Below are 18,584 nucleotides of genomic sequence, written 5' to 3' on the forward strand. Positions count from 1 at the left end.
GGTAATCCTTTCAGCGAGAATAAATCAAGATGCAGCAGAAAGGCGTATCTAATGACTATTTCCTCCTCGCTGAATGCTGGCGTAGCAGGGCTCGCCGCGAATTCCACTCGTTTGGCAGCCATTTCCGATAACATCGCGAATGCTTCGACTGCTGGCTACAAGCGTGTGGTGACCTCATTTGAATCTATGGTCATTTCGCAAAATGGCGGTTCTTACGCCGCGGGCGGTGTGTCTGTGAACAACACGCGTATGATTGATGAGCGCAGTTCGCTGATTTCCACCAGCAATGCCACCGACCTTGCGGTCGCAGGACGTGGCTTCCTCCCGGTCGCGAGCCTTGCAGAAGTTGATTCTGGCGGCGACCCCACCATGCTCCTCACCACCTCAGGTTCGTTCCGTACCAATGACGAAGGGTATCTGACGACTACGTCTGGTCTGGTGCTGCTGGGATGGCCAGCGAACGCGGACGGAACCATTCCCACGGTTGCCCGTGATACGGATGGGCCCTTGGAGCCCGTTCGATTTGACACCTCTCAGCTGAGTGCGGCGCCCACCACCGCAGTAAGCCTTGGTGTGAACCTGCCCGCTGGCAGTGCCGTCGCGGGTGCGGCTGGTGACCCTGAAGAGAACGCCATTCAATACTACGACAACCTTGGCGGTCAGCAGGAACTGGACATCGTCTATACTCCGACAGGTGCCAACGACAATGAGTGGACCATGACGCTTACCGATGGGGCGACAGGCACCGTTGTTGGCGAATACACTCTCACATTCGATGACTCAGCAACTGGCAAAGGCACGTTGGACACCGTCGCGACTACGACCGGCGGCGCGTATGATGCTGCCACCGGCACGATCATCGTGACGACGGATAGTGGCCCAATAGAGATTGAGATTGGCGTGATGACGCAGCTCTCAAGCGCCTTCTCGGCCGCGACCATCGAGAAGGATGGCTATGAAGCAGCCAGCTTTGCCGGTGTCGAGGTGGACGAGGGCGGTTTTGTGCACGCCCTTTATGAAAACGGTAGCAGCCGTATCGTCTACCAGATTCCGCTGGCGGATATGCCTAACGCCAATGGAATGAAGTCGCTGGACAGCCAGACATTTATGCCCTCTCCAGATAGTGGTGCGTACTACCTGTGGGATGCGGGCGCAGGCCCGACTGGTGAGGTAGCGAGCTATCGTCAGGAAGAATCCGGAACGGATGTCGCGACTGAGCTGACCTCGATGATCCAGACGCAGCGCGCCTATTCCTCGAATGCGAAGGTCATTCAGACCGTGGATGAGATGCTTCAGGAAACCACCAACATCAAGCGCTGATAAAATCAGCGCTTCGAACAGGTAAAACTTAGTCACAGAAGGTGATTTGGGATGTCTCTATCGACTGCCCTCAGTAGCGCGATGACCGGTATCACGGCGGCCGGCAGGTCGACGTCGGTGGTATCCGACAACCTCGCGAATGCCCTGACAGAGGGGTATTACCGCCGGACTTTGGACCTTAGCTCCAATGGTTCTGCAGGAGGCGTGCGGATCGGTTCCGTCCAACGCATGATCGATCCCGCGATTCAAAAGAGCGTGCGATCTGCAGAGGCCAACTTTGCAGCAACCTCGGTCACGGCGGGATTTTATGCGCGCATCTCCGACCAGGTCGGTACAGTCAATGATGACTATTCGATCGCTCAGAGAATGACGGACATGGAAACGGCGCTGATCGAAGCAACGTCCTTGCCGGATTCGGATGCGCGACTGAACGATTTGTCGATGCAGGCGGGCGAGTTGGCGATGTCCATTCGCAATGCAGCAGAGGGTGTGTCGACTCTGCGGAACAAAGCAGAGGATTCAATTGGAGCGCTTGTAGAAGGGCTTCAGACCAATCTGGAGACGCTCAACGATCTCAACAAAAAGATCTTGGCCGCAGAAATCCGTGGCCAGGATCCCTCGGGCCTTGAAGATCAGCGTGATAACCTGATCAACGCCATCAACGAGGTGATCCCGGTGCAGGTGCACAAGCGCGATAACAATCAAACAGCGCTCTACACCAACTCTGGCATCAAGCTCATTGACGGCGGATCGGTTGCAGAGTTTTCTTTCGACGAAACCCGTTTGGTCACCCCATATATGTCTATCGACAATGGGCAGCTGTCGGGGCTGGAAATCGATGGCAGATCCATTGACACCTCCATCAACGGTAAGATCGGTGGCGGCAGCCTTGCTGCACAGTTCCATGTGCGTGACGTTGCTTCTGTGCAAGCTCAGGAAGATCTGGACACTATGGCGGCTGATTTGATCGGGCGCTTTCAGGATCCCGCCGTGGATCCGACCCTTGGTGCAACGGATCCCGGTATCTTTACCGATGCGGGTGCTTTCTTTGATCCCGTCAATACATTGGGGGCCGCCAACCGGATTGAGCTCAACGAAGTGATTTCAATGAGCGGCAGCGCTGAGACTTGGCGTTTGCGTGATGGCCTCAATGCTACGGCGATTGGGGACCGGGGCGATACCACAATCCTCAACAACTATGCCGAGGCGATGGAAGCCACAAACACGATCACCTCCCCCGGTCTGGGGTCGGGTGATTACAGTGCCTATGCGATTGCCGCTAACCTGATGACCAATTTCACTCAGGAAAACACCTGGGCGGAACAGGAACTGGCCTATTCCTCGGCGATTTACAGCGACATCCAGTCCCGTGAACTGGAACAAGGCGTTGATACCGATGCAGAGCTGCAAACGCTGATGATGATCGAAACGGTCTATGGTGCAAACGCCCGGATGCTTCAGGCGATTGATGAAATGATGCAGGAACTGATGAGGCTTTAAGCTATGAATGTGCAATCCTTTGGAGACATGGCGCAATATCTCTTCCTGCGTCGCCGCTCGGTAGAGCTGAACAAAACGCTTGATACACTGACTCAGGAAATGAGTACTGGGATCGCGTCCAATCTGCCGGAGCGTCTGGGTGGTGATCTGGGCTTTGTGGTCGATCTTGAGCGTTCAATTTCAAAAATGGACAGCTATAAAGTGGCGGCACAGGAGGCAGGTCTTTTTGCCTCCACCGCACAAAGCTATCTTGAACGGATCAATGATAACGCATTGAATCTCGGCTCGGATATTCTGGCGCTGTCCAGTACCTCGAACGACACCACCACGCAGGAAATGGCAACGCAGTCAGCGAATTTCCTGACGGAGACGATCGCGAACCTGAACGGTAAGCTCTCCGGACGTAGCCTTTTTGCGGGCACAGATACCAGCTCTACTCCACTTGAAAGCGCAGATACCATGATGACTGCGCTTATCGCCGAAGTCGGCGCGCTTACGGATGTCGATGACATCGTTCAAGCTGTCGAGAACTGGTTCAACGATCCTGCCGGCTTTGATGCGATTATGTATAACGGCTCCACCAACAATATGAGCGCAGTGCGGATCGGTGCAAACGAAGAGGTTAACTTTGCCTTGCGCGCCGATGATGACCGCCTAAAGCAAGCGATGCAGAGTTTCGCGCTCGGTGCACTCGCGAGCTCGGACAGCCTTTCTCATCTTTCAACTGTAGAGTCGTCTGCGTTGATCAAGCGGGCCGGGACAGAACTGATGAACGCGCAATCTGAACTTACGGATGTTCAGTCTGATCTCGGTTTCATCCAGGCGCGCATCGACGAAACTCAGACCCGGAACACTGCGGCGCTCACCTCGATGGGGACCACTTTGAATGATCTGATCCTTGCTGACCCAGCCGAAACGGCCAGCCGGGTAGAAGAAGTGCAGTTCCAACTCGAAGCGCTCTATTCGATCACTGTGCGCTCCTCGCAACTCAATTTGTTGAACTACATGTAATGCGTAAGTTTCTTCATATCCTGATGACGTGCCTGTTGCTGCCGACGCTGGCGCAGGCCAATGCAATTCGCCTCAAGGATCTCGTCGAATTTGACGGGGTCCGGGGGAACGACCTGGTGGGCTATGGGCTTGTGGTCGGTCTAGACGGAACCGGGGATGGGCTTAGAAATTCACCCTTCACCGAAGAGATCATGGCCAACATTCTGGAACGCCTCGGTGTCAACGTCAGCGGTGAGCAGTTTCGCCCCAAGAACGTTGCTGCAGTGTTTGTGACTGCGACGCTGCCCCCCTTCGCGCGTGTCGGTGGTACGATTGACGCTACGGTTTCTGCCATCGGTGATTCCAGCAGTCTTCTGGGCGGAACGCTCATTATGACGCCGCTAAACGCAGCCGATGGTCAGATCTATGCCGTGGCGCAAGGGACTATTCTCGCTGGTGGTGCCGTTGCGGAAGGCGAAGCCGCGACGGTGACGCAAGGCGTTCCGACTTCTGGCGTGATACCGTCGGGCGCACGTGTGGAGCGCGAGATCGACTTTGATCTGTCATCGCTGAATTCCATGCGCCTTGCCCTACGGGAACCGGATTTCACCACAGCTGGCCGCATTGAGCAGGCGATTAACAGCGAATTTGGTCGCAACGTCGCGGTCATGCGGGATTCTGGCACTGTTGAGGTCAATATCCAACGGACCAATGCGCGCTCCACAGCCCACGCGGTGGGTCGAATGGAAAACGTGTTGGTGGAGCCGCAGCGCAAGGCCCGGGTTGTGGTGGATCAGCGTTCCGGCACCATTGTGATGGGCAGCGATGTGCGTATCTCAAATGTGGCTGTTGCACAGGGAAACCTGACCTTACGGGTCGAGGAAGCACCGCTGGTGTCGCAACCAAACCCCTTTGCTGAAGGCGAAACCGTTGTGGTGCCCCGTACTGGCGCCGCCATCGAAGAAGAAGAAGGTGTTCAGCTGGCAGAAGTCCCGGAAACCACCTCATTGTCTGAAGTCGTCGCAGGTCTGAACGCACTGGGGGTATCGCCGCGTGACATGATCGACATCCTGAAGAGCCTCAAGGCCGCAGGGGCGCTGCATGCGGAGTTCGTCGTGCGTTGACCCGCTAACCACAGCCCCCTGACCAACACCCCGGGAGACCCGCCCGGGGTGTTTTTTGTGCCCGTGTTCGGGTATTTGCTCGTACTCAGGCCGGATGTGACGCCCTGCAGAGCAGGGGACTTGCCCACCCCTGATCTCCTGACGGCCTTTACCGCCGATTGGTCGCGCTCTCAGGTCAGGAGCACCGATTTGAGGATCGACATGACGGTGTTCTGGGAGGGGCGTCAGGTTCCACACTGAATAAAACCACTGGGACGAGTGCCCGGGACCACCGCCGGAACGGTGTGGTGATCAGGTTTTGCATGAACCGATATGGATAGAGATACCTTACTCGCGCCCCCGAAGCTCTTTGCCGATAGATGGCGGGACACTGATGCAAGTGGTCAGCCTCGAATTGGCATCGTGTGCGCGTGTTCGCCTGAGGTTGTACTGGAAACATGAAAAGCCCCGAACCGCTAAGCGGGCCGGGGCTTTGTAGGATTATATTTGCTGAATGCGCTAGGAGGGGTAGTAACTTCGCACCAGGGCGCTTGCGATCAGGCTCCAGCCGTCGGCAACGACAAAGAACGCCAGTTTGAACGGCAATGATACCAGCGCCGGCGGCACCATCATCATCCCCATGGACATCAGCACTGCTGCCGTCACAAGATCGATCACCAAAAACGGTAGAAAGACCAAAAATCCGATCTCGAAAGCACGGGTGATTTCCGACAGCATAAAGCTCGGTATCAGTACGGAGAGCGGTGATTCCGGCGAAGGGTCACTGCCTTGCGTTCCGGGACGCAGATCTGCAATTGCATAGTAAGTATCAGGGTCCAGTCGATTGGCCATAAATACCCTGAAAGGCTCGACGGCGCGTTCCAGTGCTGGGACAACCTCGAGCTCTTCGTCGATCAAAGGTGCAATGCCGGTGTCCCAAGCTTCGGTAAAGACGGGCTCCATGACGAAATAGGTCAGGAACATCGCGAGGCTGATCATCAGCATATTCGGTGGAGCCTGCTGCAAACCGATGGCCTGACGTAGGATCGACAGAACCGTAATCAGGAACGGAAAACAGGTGAGCATGACCAACAGGCCCGGCGCGACGCTGAGCACGGTGATCAATAAGATCAGCTGAATCGTACGGGCCGAGATTGATTGACCATCGGCGAGGTTGAGGCTCAATTCTTGCGCCAGCGCTACCTGTGGCTGCACCAGCAATACAAAGATTGCCAGCGCGCCCAGAGCGAGAGTTTTCCGTATCATCCCAAACCGCTTTGCAGATCGGCGATTTCTGTCAGACGTACGGCCAATTGACCTGCCTGATCGCCTTCCATTTCTTCCAATTGTCCACGCGCCACCAGGCGGTCGCCGACATAGAGATCCACCGGATCCTCGACTTTCTTGTCGAGAGTGAGGATGGCATTTTCGCCAAGGTTGACGAGATCTCGGATCAGCGGGCGGGCCTTGCCGACCGAAACAATCACCTCAACCGGCACTGAGACAAACGGATTGCCAGCATCGGCCGATTTTGGGTTCAGTTCGCCAGTCTCATCCATAATGGCTGTCCTCTTTGAATTGATAGGAGAAGGCATCGATAGAATCGCGAATGGATTCGATCAGGGCCTCGGAGTTGAGTTCACGTTCACTTTTGCCAACACGGAGTTGTGCCTGACCGGCGGAGAGATTTGCGTCTTCACGCACCCGGACGTTGAAGGTCGGATCTTCACCCAACAGAGCCCGGATAGCGTTGCCTTCTCCAGCAGCCGCCACGATTTCCATCGGTTCGTTGATCTGGCCTTTGGCCATCTCATTGAGGTGGTCAATCACATGATGGCCGAATGTTGCAGCCATTGTGTCAGGTAGAATCACTGAGGTCAGGACCTTGAACATCGGATCGAGTGATTCCATCAGCTGAGATTGCGCCTCATGGTAGGTGAAGCTCAGATCTTCGAGCGATGTAGCAAGAGTGGCGGAGACATGCGTTGTCTCCTTGTCTTTGGCTTCGATCGCGTCATCCCAACCTGCCGTGTAGCCTTTCTCGAAAGAGACCAGCTTGGCTTCTTCGACAATTTCCTCGGAAAAGCTGCTGACGGGTTCGACAGGAGTTTTAATGCCGAAATCTTCCAGAAGATGGGCAATTGTCATTACGCACGCTCCTCATTGTTTTCTTCCAGCCACCCGCGCAGAATCTGCACGGTTTCCTCTTGGCGTTCGCCGATCATGGAGCGCAGACGATCCACAGGGTCGTCGCTCATGCCACCGCCGCCGCCGAAGGTGGCGAGACCGTCACCCATGCCGGGAAGTCCGCCCAAGGGTTGGAATTGCCCGTCACCGCCGCTGTCGATCTCCCCGTCCAGAGCGATATTCGAACCCAGATCAGGATTGGTCATAAAGCCCGCATCACCGCCTCCCATGTTGGGGAGTTCCGGCAAGCCACCAGCCGCCATTCCGTCCGGCGACGGCAGAGCTTGCACCGAAGCGCCGTTGCCTGCGAGAATCGGGCGCACAACAAAGAGGCCAAGGATCAGTGCAACGACAGCAAGCGCGGCCATTTGAATGATCGACATCACATCAAAGTAGAGATTGTCGAACATGGACGACGTAACGGCGGTTCCTTCTGGTTCCACGTTGGGCAGATCCATCGACTTCAGTGTGATGACGTCTCCGCGTTCAGCATCAAAGCCAACCGCAGCAGAAATCAATTCGCGCAAAGCGTCGAGTTCTTCATCTGGTCGCGGTTCGAATGTGGCCTGACCATCAGCGGTTGGGGTCGTGACGCCGTTGATCAGCACCGCGACGGTGAGGCGCTTGATTGCTCCGGGACCGCGTACAATTTCTTTTTCGGTTTCAGAAATCTCATAGTTCACGCGTTCCCGTGTAGCATTGGTGTTAGCGCGAGACCCTTCTCCGTTGCCTGCATCACCATCAGGAATGTTGGAGGCGACGGTGACCTCTCCTGCCTGATTCTGAGAGGAATCGGTACGTTCCTCGACATCGGTGCTGATGGCAACACGGCTTTGCGGATCGACCAGTTTTTCTCGGATTGATTCGGTGTCGGTGACTGTTTCAACGCTGATCTCAACCACAGCATTGCCGTGACCCACCCGCGCTTCGACCAGTCGCAACACGCGCTCGCGCAGGGTTTGGGATCTGTCATCCGTGCCAGCGCCAGCTGCCGCAGCAGCCTCTGGGGAGCCGATCAGTGCACCATTGGCATCGATTACGGCAACATTATCGACCGCAAGCCCGGCAACCGCCGAGGCGACAAGAAAGCGAATCGCGTTTGCTTGTGCCGGTGTAATTGGCGTGCCCATAGGTGTGACCGACACGGAGGCGGTGGGTTCAATTGTCCGTTGAAACGGATTGCTGCCAGTATTGGCAATATGTACCCGCGCCTGGCTGACGTGCGGATTCGCTACAATAGTGCGGGCCAATTCGCCTTCTTTGGCGCGCCAGTAGGCAGCGTCAAACATTTGCGAAGTGGTTCCGAACCCGCTGAGCGAATCGAGCAGCTCGTACCCTTTGCCACCATTTGCAGGCAAACCTTGGCTCGCCAGCGTCATTCTCAATTCGTCACGCTTATTGGAAGGTACATAAATCGACCCGCCGCGCACTTCATAGTCGACACCGCTTTGTTCCAAAGCGCTGACCACATCTCCGGCCGAGCTGCTCTCCAGCCCAGCATATAGTAATTGCATGGATGGCTTATTCGCCACCATGGACATGAGGAAGAAAGTAAAGATCACAGCGAGGGTCGCCCCGATCGCCATCATCCGCTTCCGCGTGTCCAAACCTGCCCAGACATTCTTGATCTGCTGCACATTAACCTCCGTCGCACCGGCGTTCTCTCCGGTCTGCAACCCTTTTCTCCGATTGGCCTTAACATTCGGTTAGTTCCTGTCGGGTTATGAACGGGATGCACGACGTTTTAGGGATAGCCATGACAGACGCTGTAGCTGATGTAGAAACAGACGAACCGGCGAAGAAGAGTAAGATGCCCCTTATCATAGGGCTCGTACTTGGAATCGCTGGCGCAGGGGGCGGCTTCTTTGCCGTTCAGTCAGGCCTTCTTCCCTTTGGTAATAAGCCCGCGCCAGAAGTTGCGCAGGTTACCAAAGAGGCGCCAGAAGGCGTGGACAAGGGTGAGTCGGCGGAAGAGATCGCCAATCTTGCCTTTATTGAAATGGAACCGATTGTTGTCACACTGAACAGAGCCAGTGGCGTGCAACAACTTCGATTCCGTGCGCAACTCGAGGTCAACCAAGCCGATCAGGCCGAAGTTGAAACAGTCCTCCCCAGAGTTGTCGACGTTCTGAACAGCTACCTGCGGGCGCTGGAGCTTGAGGATCTGACCGATCCGATGGCTCTGCCAAAACTGCGGGCACAGATGCTACGGCGGATCAACATCGTAACCGGACAAGGTCGCGTGCGTGATTTGCTGATCATGGATTTCGTACTCAACTAGGAGGACAGGATGGAACTTATCGCTGATATCCTGCTTGCGGCCGGAGCACTGGGTGCCGGGTTTTATTGCCTGGTGCTGTCGCGCCGATTGAAACGCTTCAACGATCTTGAAAAAGGGGTAGGAGGCGCGGTGGCAGTGCTCTCATCGCAAGTGGATGATCTGAACAAGTCGCTGGTTGCGGCTCGAAAAATGTCTGATGGCTCCAGTCAAGCGCTGGAGCAGCTGACCGGACGCGCCGAATCGGTGGCCCATAAGCTGGAGTTGATGATGGCGTCGATGCACGACATCGCACCTCAGCAAGAGGCACAGGCTCAACCCGAAGCGACCGAGGAAAATGATGCTCTCGCAGAGGCTTATGAAGCTGACGCACAGGCTGAAGTGACCGAAGACGTCGCTGAGCCCGAGCCACAGGAAGAAGCCAAGCCGGCAGGTCTGATGTTTGTGCGGCACAGCCGCAACCAAAATCGGGTGGCGTGATGGCGAAGGCAAATAAATCCCAAAAGATGGAGAAAGCCCGACGCGGCACACTGATGCTGTTGGCTCTTTTCCTGATGGGGTCTGCGGTGGTTCGAATCGCACTTGAGGCAGCGCCGGCAATCGCGCGCGAGGTGGCCGAAATCAAAGCAGGTGAGAGCGACGAGGCGGCACCATCCGCGCCGGGGCGTGCATCGGTTCCCGATTCGGCCGAAATGCAAGCCATGCTCACAGCTTTCAAGAAGCGTGAGGCCAATTTGGCTGAACGAGAGGCTGAGCTTGAAGACAGAATGAGAGCTTTGGAAATTGCTGATGAGGCAATCGACAAGAAGCTTCAGGACTTGCAACAAGCCGAGCAAAAGCTGCTTGCCACACTCGCGTTGGCGGATGGCGCTGCGGAACAAGATGTGACCAAGCTCACCACCGTTTATGAACAGATGAAGCCCAAAGACGCCGCAGCTCTCTTTGAAGAGATGGACCCAACCTTTGCGGCAGGTTTTCTCGCACGCATGAAGCCTGAGGCTGCTGCGGGTGTTATGGCGGGGCTTAGCCCAGAGGCAGCTTATACCATCAGTGTGGTGCTTGCCGGTCGAAATGGCGAGGTGCCCAAGGAGTAACTTGGGCCCTCACTCAGTCTTTTTTAACAAGACTATCCTACTCTTGAGCCAGTGACGGAATTTGGAGCTTACCTATGATCGGGATTGTAGGGATCATTGTGATCTTTGCCATGGTGTTTGGTGGTTATCTGCTGGCTGGCGGTAAACTGGGCATCATCATTAAGTCACTGCCATTCGAAATGATGATGATTGGCGGTGCGGCTGTCGGGGCATTCCTGATCAGCAATGACATGGGCGGTGTGAAACACACGCTCAAAGACATGGGTAAGGTGTTTAAAGGCCCGAAATGGAAGCCTGACGACTACAAGGACCTTCTCTGCCTGCTCTTCGCGTTGATTCGTATTGCTCGGGCCAATCCAGTCGAAGTTGAGCAACATATCGAAGACCCGGAAAATTCTACCGTTTTTGGAAAATACCCCAAAATCCTCGCGGACAAAGAAGCGATCAACCTGATCAGCGATACAATGCGTTCCGCTTCAATGAACTACGACGATCCACATCAGGTTGAGGAAGTTCTGGAAAAACGCATCGAGGCCAACCTGCACCATGCGCTGCACTCTAGCCATGCGCTGCAGACCATGGCCGACGGCCTGCCTGCGCTCGGAATTGTTGCCGCCGTTTTGGGTGTTATCAAAACCATGGCGTCGATTGACCAACCTCCAGAGGTTTTGGGTAAGATGATCGGTGGTGCCTTGGTGGGGACCTTCCTTGGGGTGTTCCTGTCCTACGGTCTGGTGGCGCCGTTTGCGGGTAAAGTAAAATCCGTTGTCGAAGAAGACGCGCATTTTTATCAGCTGATCCGCGAGGTTCTTGTGGCCAATCTCCACAACCATGCGGCAGCCATCTGTATCGAAGTGGGGCGTCAGAATACGCCTTCCCACATCCGGCCCGGGTTCTCCGAGCTGGAGGAAGCTTTGAATGAAGTGAAACAGGACGCAGCATGATTTCGCGAGCGATCGCATTGACGACTGCAGTAGTGGTCGCCGGATATGCAGAAGCACAAACCATTGTGACACGCTCAGGAGAGCACGAGGATTTCACCCGATTGGTGATGCGCCTTCCTGAGGGTGTCGAGTGGTCACTGACCCAAAATGAGAACGTCGCAACGGTGAATGTCGGCTCTCCGACGGCGGTTTTTAATACACAAAGCGTATTTGACCTCATTCCAAGAACCCGCATTCAATCAGTTAGCCAGAACGGTCCGGGGCAGCCGCTCCGGATCGATTTGGGCTGTGAATGCAGCGTTGACTATTATCAGCAGTCTGATGGCTACCTTGTGATTGACGTGCGCGAGGGGCGTCCGCTGGCACTTGCCGCACCTGCTGACCGCAGCAGCCTGCCTCTGACGTTTCCCAGCAACGGTGAGGGGCGAGAGTTCAATATTGACCCGCGTGACCTTGCGAGTGCGCGGGTTGCAATGGGGCTCGAAGATGCTGTTGAGCAGACATTTGGGTCGTCAAAACGCCAACCAGTTCACACCGGTCCTGTAGAGCTTCCACTGTTGTCAGATGAGCGTCCTTCGATCAGGTCTGATCGCAAGCGCGAGGTGGCCGCCCCTGCGGACGTAAAAGACGAAGATGGTAAATCAGCGCCTGAGACACTGACGTCGGACGCAAGCTTGCTCATGGATCTTGAGGAAAACCAGCGCGCCGCGATGGTAAATGACACCGAGGCCCGTCTGCTGCAACAAATTGGGCGAGCGAGCAATCAGGGGCTATTGGAGCCGAGCGAACAACGCCAAGAAAATCTGCATCTTGATCCGTTGGGCAATGACAATCGCCCTCTCAACCCATTAGACAACATGTCTGTCACATCAGCGATTGACAGGGAAACGGGATTGTTTGCGGTGGGTGGCGGCAGGGATGAGGCCGACTCGCATTGTATCCCCGACCGTGAACTTGCTGTTCACAAATGGGGCACTGATACACCTTTCTCAGAGCAAATTGGCACCTTACGAAACGCGATGTTGGGTGAATTTGATCAGGTGGATCGTGACGCAACGCTCAAACTTGCGCGCACCTATCTTTACTTTGGTTTTGGCGCTGAGGCGGTTGCGATGTTGCACATGCTGCCTGAAAACAGCCTGAAGCCGCGCTCACGTGAAGTCATGACTACCTTGGCAAAGATTGTTGATGGAGGCGAGCTTCCGGTGAATACGGTCTTTTCCGGTCAGCAAACCTGTAATGGGAGCGTAGCTTTCTGGGCGGCCATGGCGGATGGGGTTGTTAAAAAAGGTGCAAATACGGATGCGATTCAGCAAGCGTTTGCACGTTTGCCCGCCCATTTGCGTGTGCAACTTGGGGTGCGGATGAGTACATTGTTTGCCAAAGCCGGCGATCCTAGCGTCGCCAAGGCAACATTGCGATCTGTTGATCGCACCGGGGTCGAGGGTATCCCCGATCGCAATCTGGCTGAAGCGGCGATTGCGGAGCTTGATGGGGATACAGAAGCCGTAGCTCGCAACCTTACAAAAGAGGTTGCGGAGCAAAGTCAAAATACGCCGCGGGCCCTGATCGACTTGATTGAATTGAGCTATGCTGAACGGCGCGCACTGTCGCCGGATGTGCCAGACCTGACAGCGTCATATGAATTGGAGAACCGTGGGACGTCACTCGGTGCAGATCTGCGCAAAGCTGAGGTTATGGCTTTGGCACTCACCGGAAGTTTCGACGCAGCATTTCACAAAGCCACAAAGCTTGAGGAACGCGACGGCCCGACATCGCGAAACGCGGTGAACGCTCCGCTTATGACACTGCTGGCTGAAAATGCAGACGATGTAACATTCCTAAAGTACGCTCTTATCTTTGCAGAAGAATCCGGCGCTACGCGTGCGGCGCAAGTCGGTGATCTTGTTGCCCGTCGACTGCTGGACCTTGGTTTCGCGGAACAGGCTGAAATGCTTCTGCGCAAGATGAGCCTTGAGCCACAGAATCAAGAGCGCCGCATGATGAGTGCGGAGGCGCATTTGCAGCTGGACCAACCCCAACGCGCATTGGTTGAGCTAATGGGGCTAGAAGGGCAGCAGGCAGACCGCATGCGCGCTGAGGCGTTGTGGCGCAATAAGGAATATGAGCGCGCTAGCGAATACATGATGTCCGCAGAAGATCTGAATGGTGCCGCCCGAGGATACTGGCTTTCTGAGGATCTTGAGGCAGCAGAAGCCATCGATCAGGACGCAGCACCTTTCCGCTCCGTGGCTGAAGTGACCAAACAGATCGACTCGGCTGTACGCGACCCCGAAGGTCTGCCACCGCTTGCCGAGGCGCGCGCTTTGGTCGAAAGCAGCGCTGGCGCAAGATCTTCGATTGAAGAATTGCTGCGTCAGGTGGAGCGTACGCCTCAAGCGGCTGAAGATTAAGGTAATCGTCGAATTTCGACGACATGGCCGTGCCATTGGTGCGGCCATTTCACATTCTGATGCTAACACTTTGTAAAGCATAGCAGCCTAGCTTGGGGACAGGGAAGAATCCTCATCTGGAACGGGCAGAATGCCAGTGAACGACATTAGACAAACCGGGCGTAAAGCTCGGATTTTAGCAACCGCGCAACAGGTGACAGGACTTGTTGGTGCGGTTTGCGGCATTTCGGCCTCTCTAGATCAGAAACTCTCCCACTCTCACTCCCGGTGCCTAGGCACCGCCGGACCGCTTCTGATCGCTTTCACATAAGAGAAAATCCGTGCCGAATCTGTCAGTCAAAGAGATTTTTAGTCCGACCATTCTCCTAGCGATGGCGCTGATGGCGATCATCGTGATGATGATCCTACCGATGCCAGCCTGGGTGCTGGATGTGGGGCTTGCGACTTCGTTCGCTCTCGCCATCCTGATTTTCACGATCACGCTCTTTATTGAGCGACCGTTGGATTTTTCGTCCTTTCCGACGATCTTGCTCGGCTCGCTCATGTTGCGATTGTCGCTGAATGTGTCGTCGACCAAGCTCATCATCGGGCAAGGTCATACTGGCACCGACGCGGCCGGAAACGTGATCGAGGGGTTTGCCAACTTTGTGATGGGGGGCAGCGTTTTCCTCGGGCTTGTGGTGTTCGGCGTACTTTTGATCGTGAACTTTATGGTGATCACGAAGGGTGCCGCGCGCATGGCCGAAGTGGGCGCGCGATTTGCTCTTGATGGGATGCCGGGGAAACAGCTCGCTATCGACAGCGACATGTCCGCAGGCGCGATTGACCATGCGACCGCAAAGGAACGCCGCGAAACCGAACAGCGTGAGACGACATTCTTTGGATCTTTGGACGGTGCGTCGAAGTTCGTGAAAGGCGATGCAATTGCCGGCCTTCTCATCACCCTTCTGAACCTGATCGTGGGCCTCATCATGGGGGTTCTCATCCACGGTATGCCCGTAGGTACTGCGTTTGAAACCTATGCGATTTTGACCGTGGGTGATGGTCTGGTGTCGCAAATTCCTTCTGTCATCATTTCCATCGCTGCGGCGCTTTTGCTGGCACGAGGTGGTGCATCCGGATCAACCGATACCGCAATCTTCTCGCAGTTTGCAAAATACCCAGGCGCTATAGGAGCTGTGGCGGTGCTGATGGCGTTGTTTGCATTGGTTCCGGGTTTGCCGTTTATCCCCTTCATCGCGGGGAGCGCAGCCTTAGGTTACCTCGCGTACCGGGTTAAGAAAACGAACGATGAAGCCGCTCAAAAAGAGCTTGATGCAAAAGTCGAAGAAGTTCAGTCACCAGAAAAATCCAAAGCCCTCGGCGACATCCTTGATCTTGACGACCTGCATTTGGAGTTTTCGCAGGATCTGGTGTCCATGGTGTTGGATCCGGGAACCGGACTGGATGCGCGAATTGCCAACATGCGCACGCATGTGGCGACAACATTCGGCTTGATTCTACCTGAAATCCGACTGACCGATGAAGCGGAGTTGGACAACGGAACCTATGTGGTTCGCATTCAGGGTGTCGAGCAGGCGCGCGGCACGCTGCATCCTGATATGGTGTTGGCACTGATGCCGGACAACCATGCCGCATTGCCTGCAGGCAATGATGTGACAGAACCTGTTTACGGTGCGCCTGCCCGCTGGATTGCGACCAAGCATCAAGAGGATGCTGCGCTCATGGGGGCGACCGTCGTTTCCCCGCCAGAGATCCTCGCGACTCATCTATTGGAAGTTGTTAAACAGAGCTTCCCACGTTTGTTGACACTCAAAGCACTGCGCCGTCTGCTGCGCGAAATGACAGAACTGAGCGATGAATTCCGTGCCAATGCCAACAAGAAGCTCCTTGATGAACTGATCCCAGACAAGGTTCCGATTGATACGCTGCATGCTGTTTTGCGCCTGTTGCTGGAGGAGCGCGTGTCGATCCGCAATATGCCACTCATTCTCGAGTCGATTGCAGAAGCACGGATGCGCACCACGTCGCCGGAACTTATCACAGAACATGTTCGTCAACGTCTGGGCTTCCAGCTGGTGGCGGAAATGAAACGCGACGATGGGACGATTCCTCTGGTGCAACTTGCACCCGAATGGGAAGATGCCTTCACGACCTATCAGGTTGAAACGCAATCCGGGCTGGATATCGCTCTGCCGCCTGATACGTTCAACAAGCTGGTTGACGCGATGAGCGACAAAATCAATCAGGTGACGGAGCAGGGGATCTTTGCGGCGATTGTAACTTCGACCCGTCGCCGCCGCTACTTGCGTACAATTCTGAGGTCGCGGGGTATTCAGAACCCGGTGCTGTCCTTCGAGGAGATCGGATTGGAGGCACGTCCTGCCCTCGTCGGCATGGTCGCAGCATGAATTTTGTCGGCATAACACCCGAGCTGATGGCGTTGTTCGGGGCAGGGTTCTGGCACGGAGCCATTGTGTTCCTTAGGATCGGTGCGATGACATCGATTATGCTGGGATTTGGTGAACAACTGATCCCAACGCAAATCCGTCTCGTTGCCGGGTTGGTGTTTACAGCAATTGTAGCGCCAGCCCTGCCGCAAATGCCGATACCGGAAACGGTCATGCAGTATGCAGGTCTTATAGCCACGGAGGTGGTGGTGGGCCTTTCGCTGGGGCTCGGGCTTCGGATGTTCATGCATATGCTGCAAACCGCTGGGTCGATTGCCGCGCAGTGTACTTCTCTTAGTCAGGTGCTTGGCGGTGCGGGCGCGGATCCCATGCCGGCGTTGGGTGCGGTTTTATGGATTTCCGGCATTGCGGTCGCGGTAATGCTCGATTTTCACATCCACGCCGCACAATTGATGATCCGGTCCTACGATTTGTTCCCTGTCGGTCGGTTCCCGGATGCTGCAGGACTTTCCGAATGGGGAGTGCATCGCGTGTCGGCGACCTTTGCCCAAGCGTTTACGTTAGCTGCGCCGTTTTTGATTACGGCGGTGATCTATAACCTTACGCTTGGTGTTATCAACCGGGCGATGACACAGCTGATGGTGGTCTTTGTGGGGGCGCCGGTTATTACATTCGGCGGCTTGTCGATATTGATGATCGGCGCGCCTATGATGCTCGAGGTCTGGGGGCGTAACCTATTGATGTTCTTTGCGGACCCTGGAGTGGGGATGCCATGAGCGACGATAGCGACGACTCAGATAAGTCATTTGAACCGACACCGGAGAAGCTGCGAAAAGCGCGGCTTGAAGGCGATGTTCCAAAGTCAAATGACCTTTTGCAGGCGGCCTCCTATCTGGGGCTCTTGATCGCATTCTATACTGCGGGGGGCTCCTCGGTAGAGGCGCTCGGCACCGTCTTGATGAGCATGATCGATCAGCCTGATAGGCTGGCACCGGTGTTTTTTGGCGATGGGATTGCCGCTCCGGTTGCGGGAGAATTCATCTCAGCGGCTTTAACCTCCGTGATGGCATGGTTTATTGTGCCCGCAGCATTGGTTTTGCTCGCGGTATTTGCCCAAAAGGCGATGGTTTTTGCACCCAAACGGATCGAGCCGAAACTGTCCCGTCTGTCAGTGATCAAGAACGCAAAGAACAAGTTTGGTCGTTCAGGACTGTTCGAATTCGCCAAGAGCTTTTTCAAGCTGTTACTCTACTCCATCACGCTAGGCATATATCTGTCGTGGCGTTTACCAGAAATGATCGCATCCGTTGGAACCAGCCCGTATTCGGTTGTACCGTTTTTGGTACAACTCGCGATGGAGTTTCTCATTCTGACGCTGATCATCGCGCTTGCGATTGGCTTGGTGGATGCTCCGTTTCAGCAAGCTGAATTCATCCGCAAGAACATGATGTCGCGCAAAGATGTCATGGATGAGATGAAAAACTCTGAAGGCGATCCCCACACGAAAGGCCAGCGTAAACAAAAAGGTCGCGAGATTGTCAGCAAGCAAATTGCGGCAGCTGTGCCTGAGGCTGACGTGGTGATCGTGAACCCGACGCACTATGCGGTTGCACTGAAGTGGAGCCGCGTCTCGGGCAGTGCGCCGGAATGTGTGGCCAAAGGGGTCGACGGTGTTGCTGCCATGATCCGCGAGATCGCTCAGGAAAATGGGGTGCCGCTTCACAGTGACCCGCCAACTGCGCGGGCGTTGTATGCGACTGTTGAGGTCGGTGATGAGATTGCCGAGGAACACTATGCACCGGTCGCAGCCGCTATTCGATTTGCAGAAGAGATGCGCAAAAAGGCCAAGGAGAGCATTCTATGAAACAAGACAAAATGCTTGCGCAGATGAAAGCTGTGACGAATGCGGTTTACTTGCGAGAGCATGCGAAGGTGAAACCGATCTTGGATCGTGAAGCGCAACTCCGTGGCAAACTTGCGATGTTGAAGCAGCAAGTCGAAGACTCGCGTGCGCTCGTTGATCAAAGTCACGAGATGAAAGCGCTTGGCGTCGATCTGCAATGGCAAAAATGGCATACGAATGCGCGGCGCGACATCAATCAGGATCTGGCGCAGGTCACCGCACAGAAGTTCCGAGCGATGGATAAGCTGCGTCATGCTTTTGGACGTAAGCATGCTGTGGAAACCATGGAAAACCAGCATAAGTCTGATGCAAAGGAACTCCGCAATAAGATGCTGTTCGACCGCCTTATGAAGCTGGATTGATCGGCATCTGGACTACAGGCTCTTACCATGGCCGGGTCTGGTGATACGGGTAACGCACCACACAAAACTCGGCTTTGA

17 protein-coding genes are annotated in these 18,584 nt (G+C 55.3%); 13 read left to right on the plus strand and 4 right to left on the minus strand.

Annotation, left to right across the window (positions count from 1 at the left end):
* Positions 1-51: 51 nt before the first annotated feature.
* Genes QNI81_RS14300 through QNI81_RS14315 form a run of 4 tightly spaced genes read left to right on the plus strand, consistent with a single transcriptional unit; the run spans position 52 to position 4,934 of the window.
* Complete coding sequence (locus QNI81_RS14300; protein WP_065330218.1) at positions 52-1,320, plus strand: flagellar hook protein FlgE; 1,269 nt, start codon at positions 52-54, stop codon at positions 1,318-1,320.
* A 51-nt stretch (positions 1,321-1,371) separates the two neighbouring features.
* Entirely contained in the window at positions 1,372-2,820 is a 1,449-nt protein-coding gene (gene flgK / locus QNI81_RS14305; protein ID WP_009177495.1) for a flagellar hook-associated protein FlgK, read from the plus strand.
* Positions 2,821-2,823: 3 nt separating this feature from the next.
* Complete coding sequence (locus QNI81_RS14310; RefSeq protein WP_005607888.1) at positions 2,824-3,831, plus strand: flagellin; 1,008 nt, start codon at positions 2,824-2,826, stop codon at positions 3,829-3,831.
* Positions 3,831-4,934, plus strand: a complete 1,104-nt coding sequence (locus QNI81_RS14315) for a flagellar basal body P-ring protein FlgI (protein WP_065325532.1) — start codon at positions 3,831-3,833, stop codon at positions 4,932-4,934. The genes QNI81_RS14310 and QNI81_RS14315 overlap by 1 nt, the downstream gene beginning before the upstream one ends.
* Positions 4,935-5,432: 498 nt before the next feature.
* Here the strand turns inward: QNI81_RS14315 and fliP are convergent, their stop codons facing one another.
* The 4 genes from fliP to fliF are packed head-to-tail and all read right to left on the minus strand — an operon-like array spanning position 5,433 to position 8,737.
* Positions 5,433-6,179: a flagellar type III secretion system pore protein FliP gene (gene fliP, locus QNI81_RS14320; RefSeq protein ID WP_005607893.1), complete on the minus strand. Its 747-nt coding sequence runs from the start codon at positions 6,177-6,179 to the stop codon at positions 5,433-5,435.
* Entirely contained in the window at positions 6,176-6,472 is a 297-nt protein-coding gene (locus tag QNI81_RS14325; protein ID WP_005607898.1) for a FliM/FliN family flagellar motor switch protein, read from the minus strand. The genes fliP and QNI81_RS14325 overlap by 4 nt, the downstream gene beginning before the upstream one ends.
* Positions 6,465-7,061 (minus strand): hypothetical protein, encoded by a 597-nt coding sequence (locus QNI81_RS14330; protein WP_005607901.1) that lies wholly within the window; start codon positions 7,059-7,061, stop codon positions 6,465-6,467. Before QNI81_RS14330 ends, QNI81_RS14325 begins: the two co-directional genes overlap by 8 nt.
* Entirely contained in the window at positions 7,061-8,737 is a 1,677-nt protein-coding gene (gene fliF / locus QNI81_RS14335) for a flagellar basal-body MS-ring/collar protein FliF (RefSeq protein ID WP_039983432.1), read from the minus strand. The genes QNI81_RS14330 and fliF overlap by 1 nt, the downstream gene beginning before the upstream one ends.
* 119 nt (positions 8,738-8,856) lie before the next feature.
* Between fliF and QNI81_RS14340 the strand changes: the two genes are divergently transcribed.
* From QNI81_RS14340 to QNI81_RS14380, 9 genes are all read left to right on the plus strand, one after another.
* Positions 8,857-9,381: a flagellar basal body-associated FliL family protein gene (locus QNI81_RS14340; RefSeq protein WP_039983434.1), complete on the plus strand. Its 525-nt coding sequence runs from the start codon at positions 8,857-8,859 to the stop codon at positions 9,379-9,381.
* Positions 9,382-9,390: 9 nt separating this feature from the next.
* Positions 9,391-9,858 (plus strand): hypothetical protein, encoded by a 468-nt coding sequence (locus tag QNI81_RS14345; RefSeq protein WP_005607909.1) that lies wholly within the window; start codon positions 9,391-9,393, stop codon positions 9,856-9,858.
* The gene (locus tag QNI81_RS14350; protein WP_065333522.1) at positions 9,858-10,472 is read left to right on the plus strand and encodes a MotE family protein; all 615 of its coding nucleotides are present in this window, start codon (positions 9,858-9,860) and stop codon (positions 10,470-10,472) included. Before QNI81_RS14345 ends, QNI81_RS14350 begins: the two co-directional genes overlap by 1 nt.
* Before the next feature lie 74 nt (positions 10,473-10,546).
* Positions 10,547-11,416 (plus strand): flagellar motor stator protein MotA, encoded by an 870-nt coding sequence (gene motA, locus QNI81_RS14355; RefSeq protein ID WP_009177477.1) that lies wholly within the window; start codon positions 10,547-10,549, stop codon positions 11,414-11,416.
* Entirely contained in the window at positions 11,413-13,830 is a 2,418-nt protein-coding gene (locus QNI81_RS14360) for a hypothetical protein (RefSeq protein ID WP_283966936.1), read from the plus strand. The genes motA and QNI81_RS14360 overlap by 4 nt, the downstream gene beginning before the upstream one ends.
* Positions 13,831-14,201: 371 nt before the next feature.
* Positions 14,202-16,241: a flagellar biosynthesis protein FlhA gene (gene flhA, locus QNI81_RS14365; protein WP_410482648.1), complete on the plus strand. Its 2,040-nt coding sequence runs from the start codon at positions 14,202-14,204 to the stop codon at positions 16,239-16,241.
* Positions 16,238-17,017, plus strand: coding sequence for a flagellar biosynthetic protein FliR (locus QNI81_RS14370; protein ID WP_005607917.1), 780 nt, complete (start codon positions 16,238-16,240; stop codon positions 17,015-17,017). Before flhA ends, QNI81_RS14370 begins: the two co-directional genes overlap by 4 nt.
* Positions 17,014-18,105, plus strand: a complete 1,092-nt coding sequence (flhB, locus tag QNI81_RS14375; RefSeq protein WP_005607919.1) for a flagellar type III secretion system protein FlhB — start codon at positions 17,014-17,016, stop codon at positions 18,103-18,105. Before QNI81_RS14370 ends, flhB begins: the two co-directional genes overlap by 4 nt.
* Complete coding sequence (locus tag QNI81_RS14380) at positions 18,102-18,506, plus strand: hypothetical protein (RefSeq protein WP_283966937.1); 405 nt, start codon at positions 18,102-18,104, stop codon at positions 18,504-18,506. The genes flhB and QNI81_RS14380 overlap by 4 nt, the downstream gene beginning before the upstream one ends.
* Positions 18,507-18,584: the final 78 nt, after the last annotated feature.

Source organism: Tritonibacter sp. AK171 (genome assembly GCF_030127025.1).
Taxonomy (GTDB): domain Bacteria; phylum Pseudomonadota; class Alphaproteobacteria; order Rhodobacterales; family Rhodobacteraceae; genus Epibacterium; species Epibacterium mobile.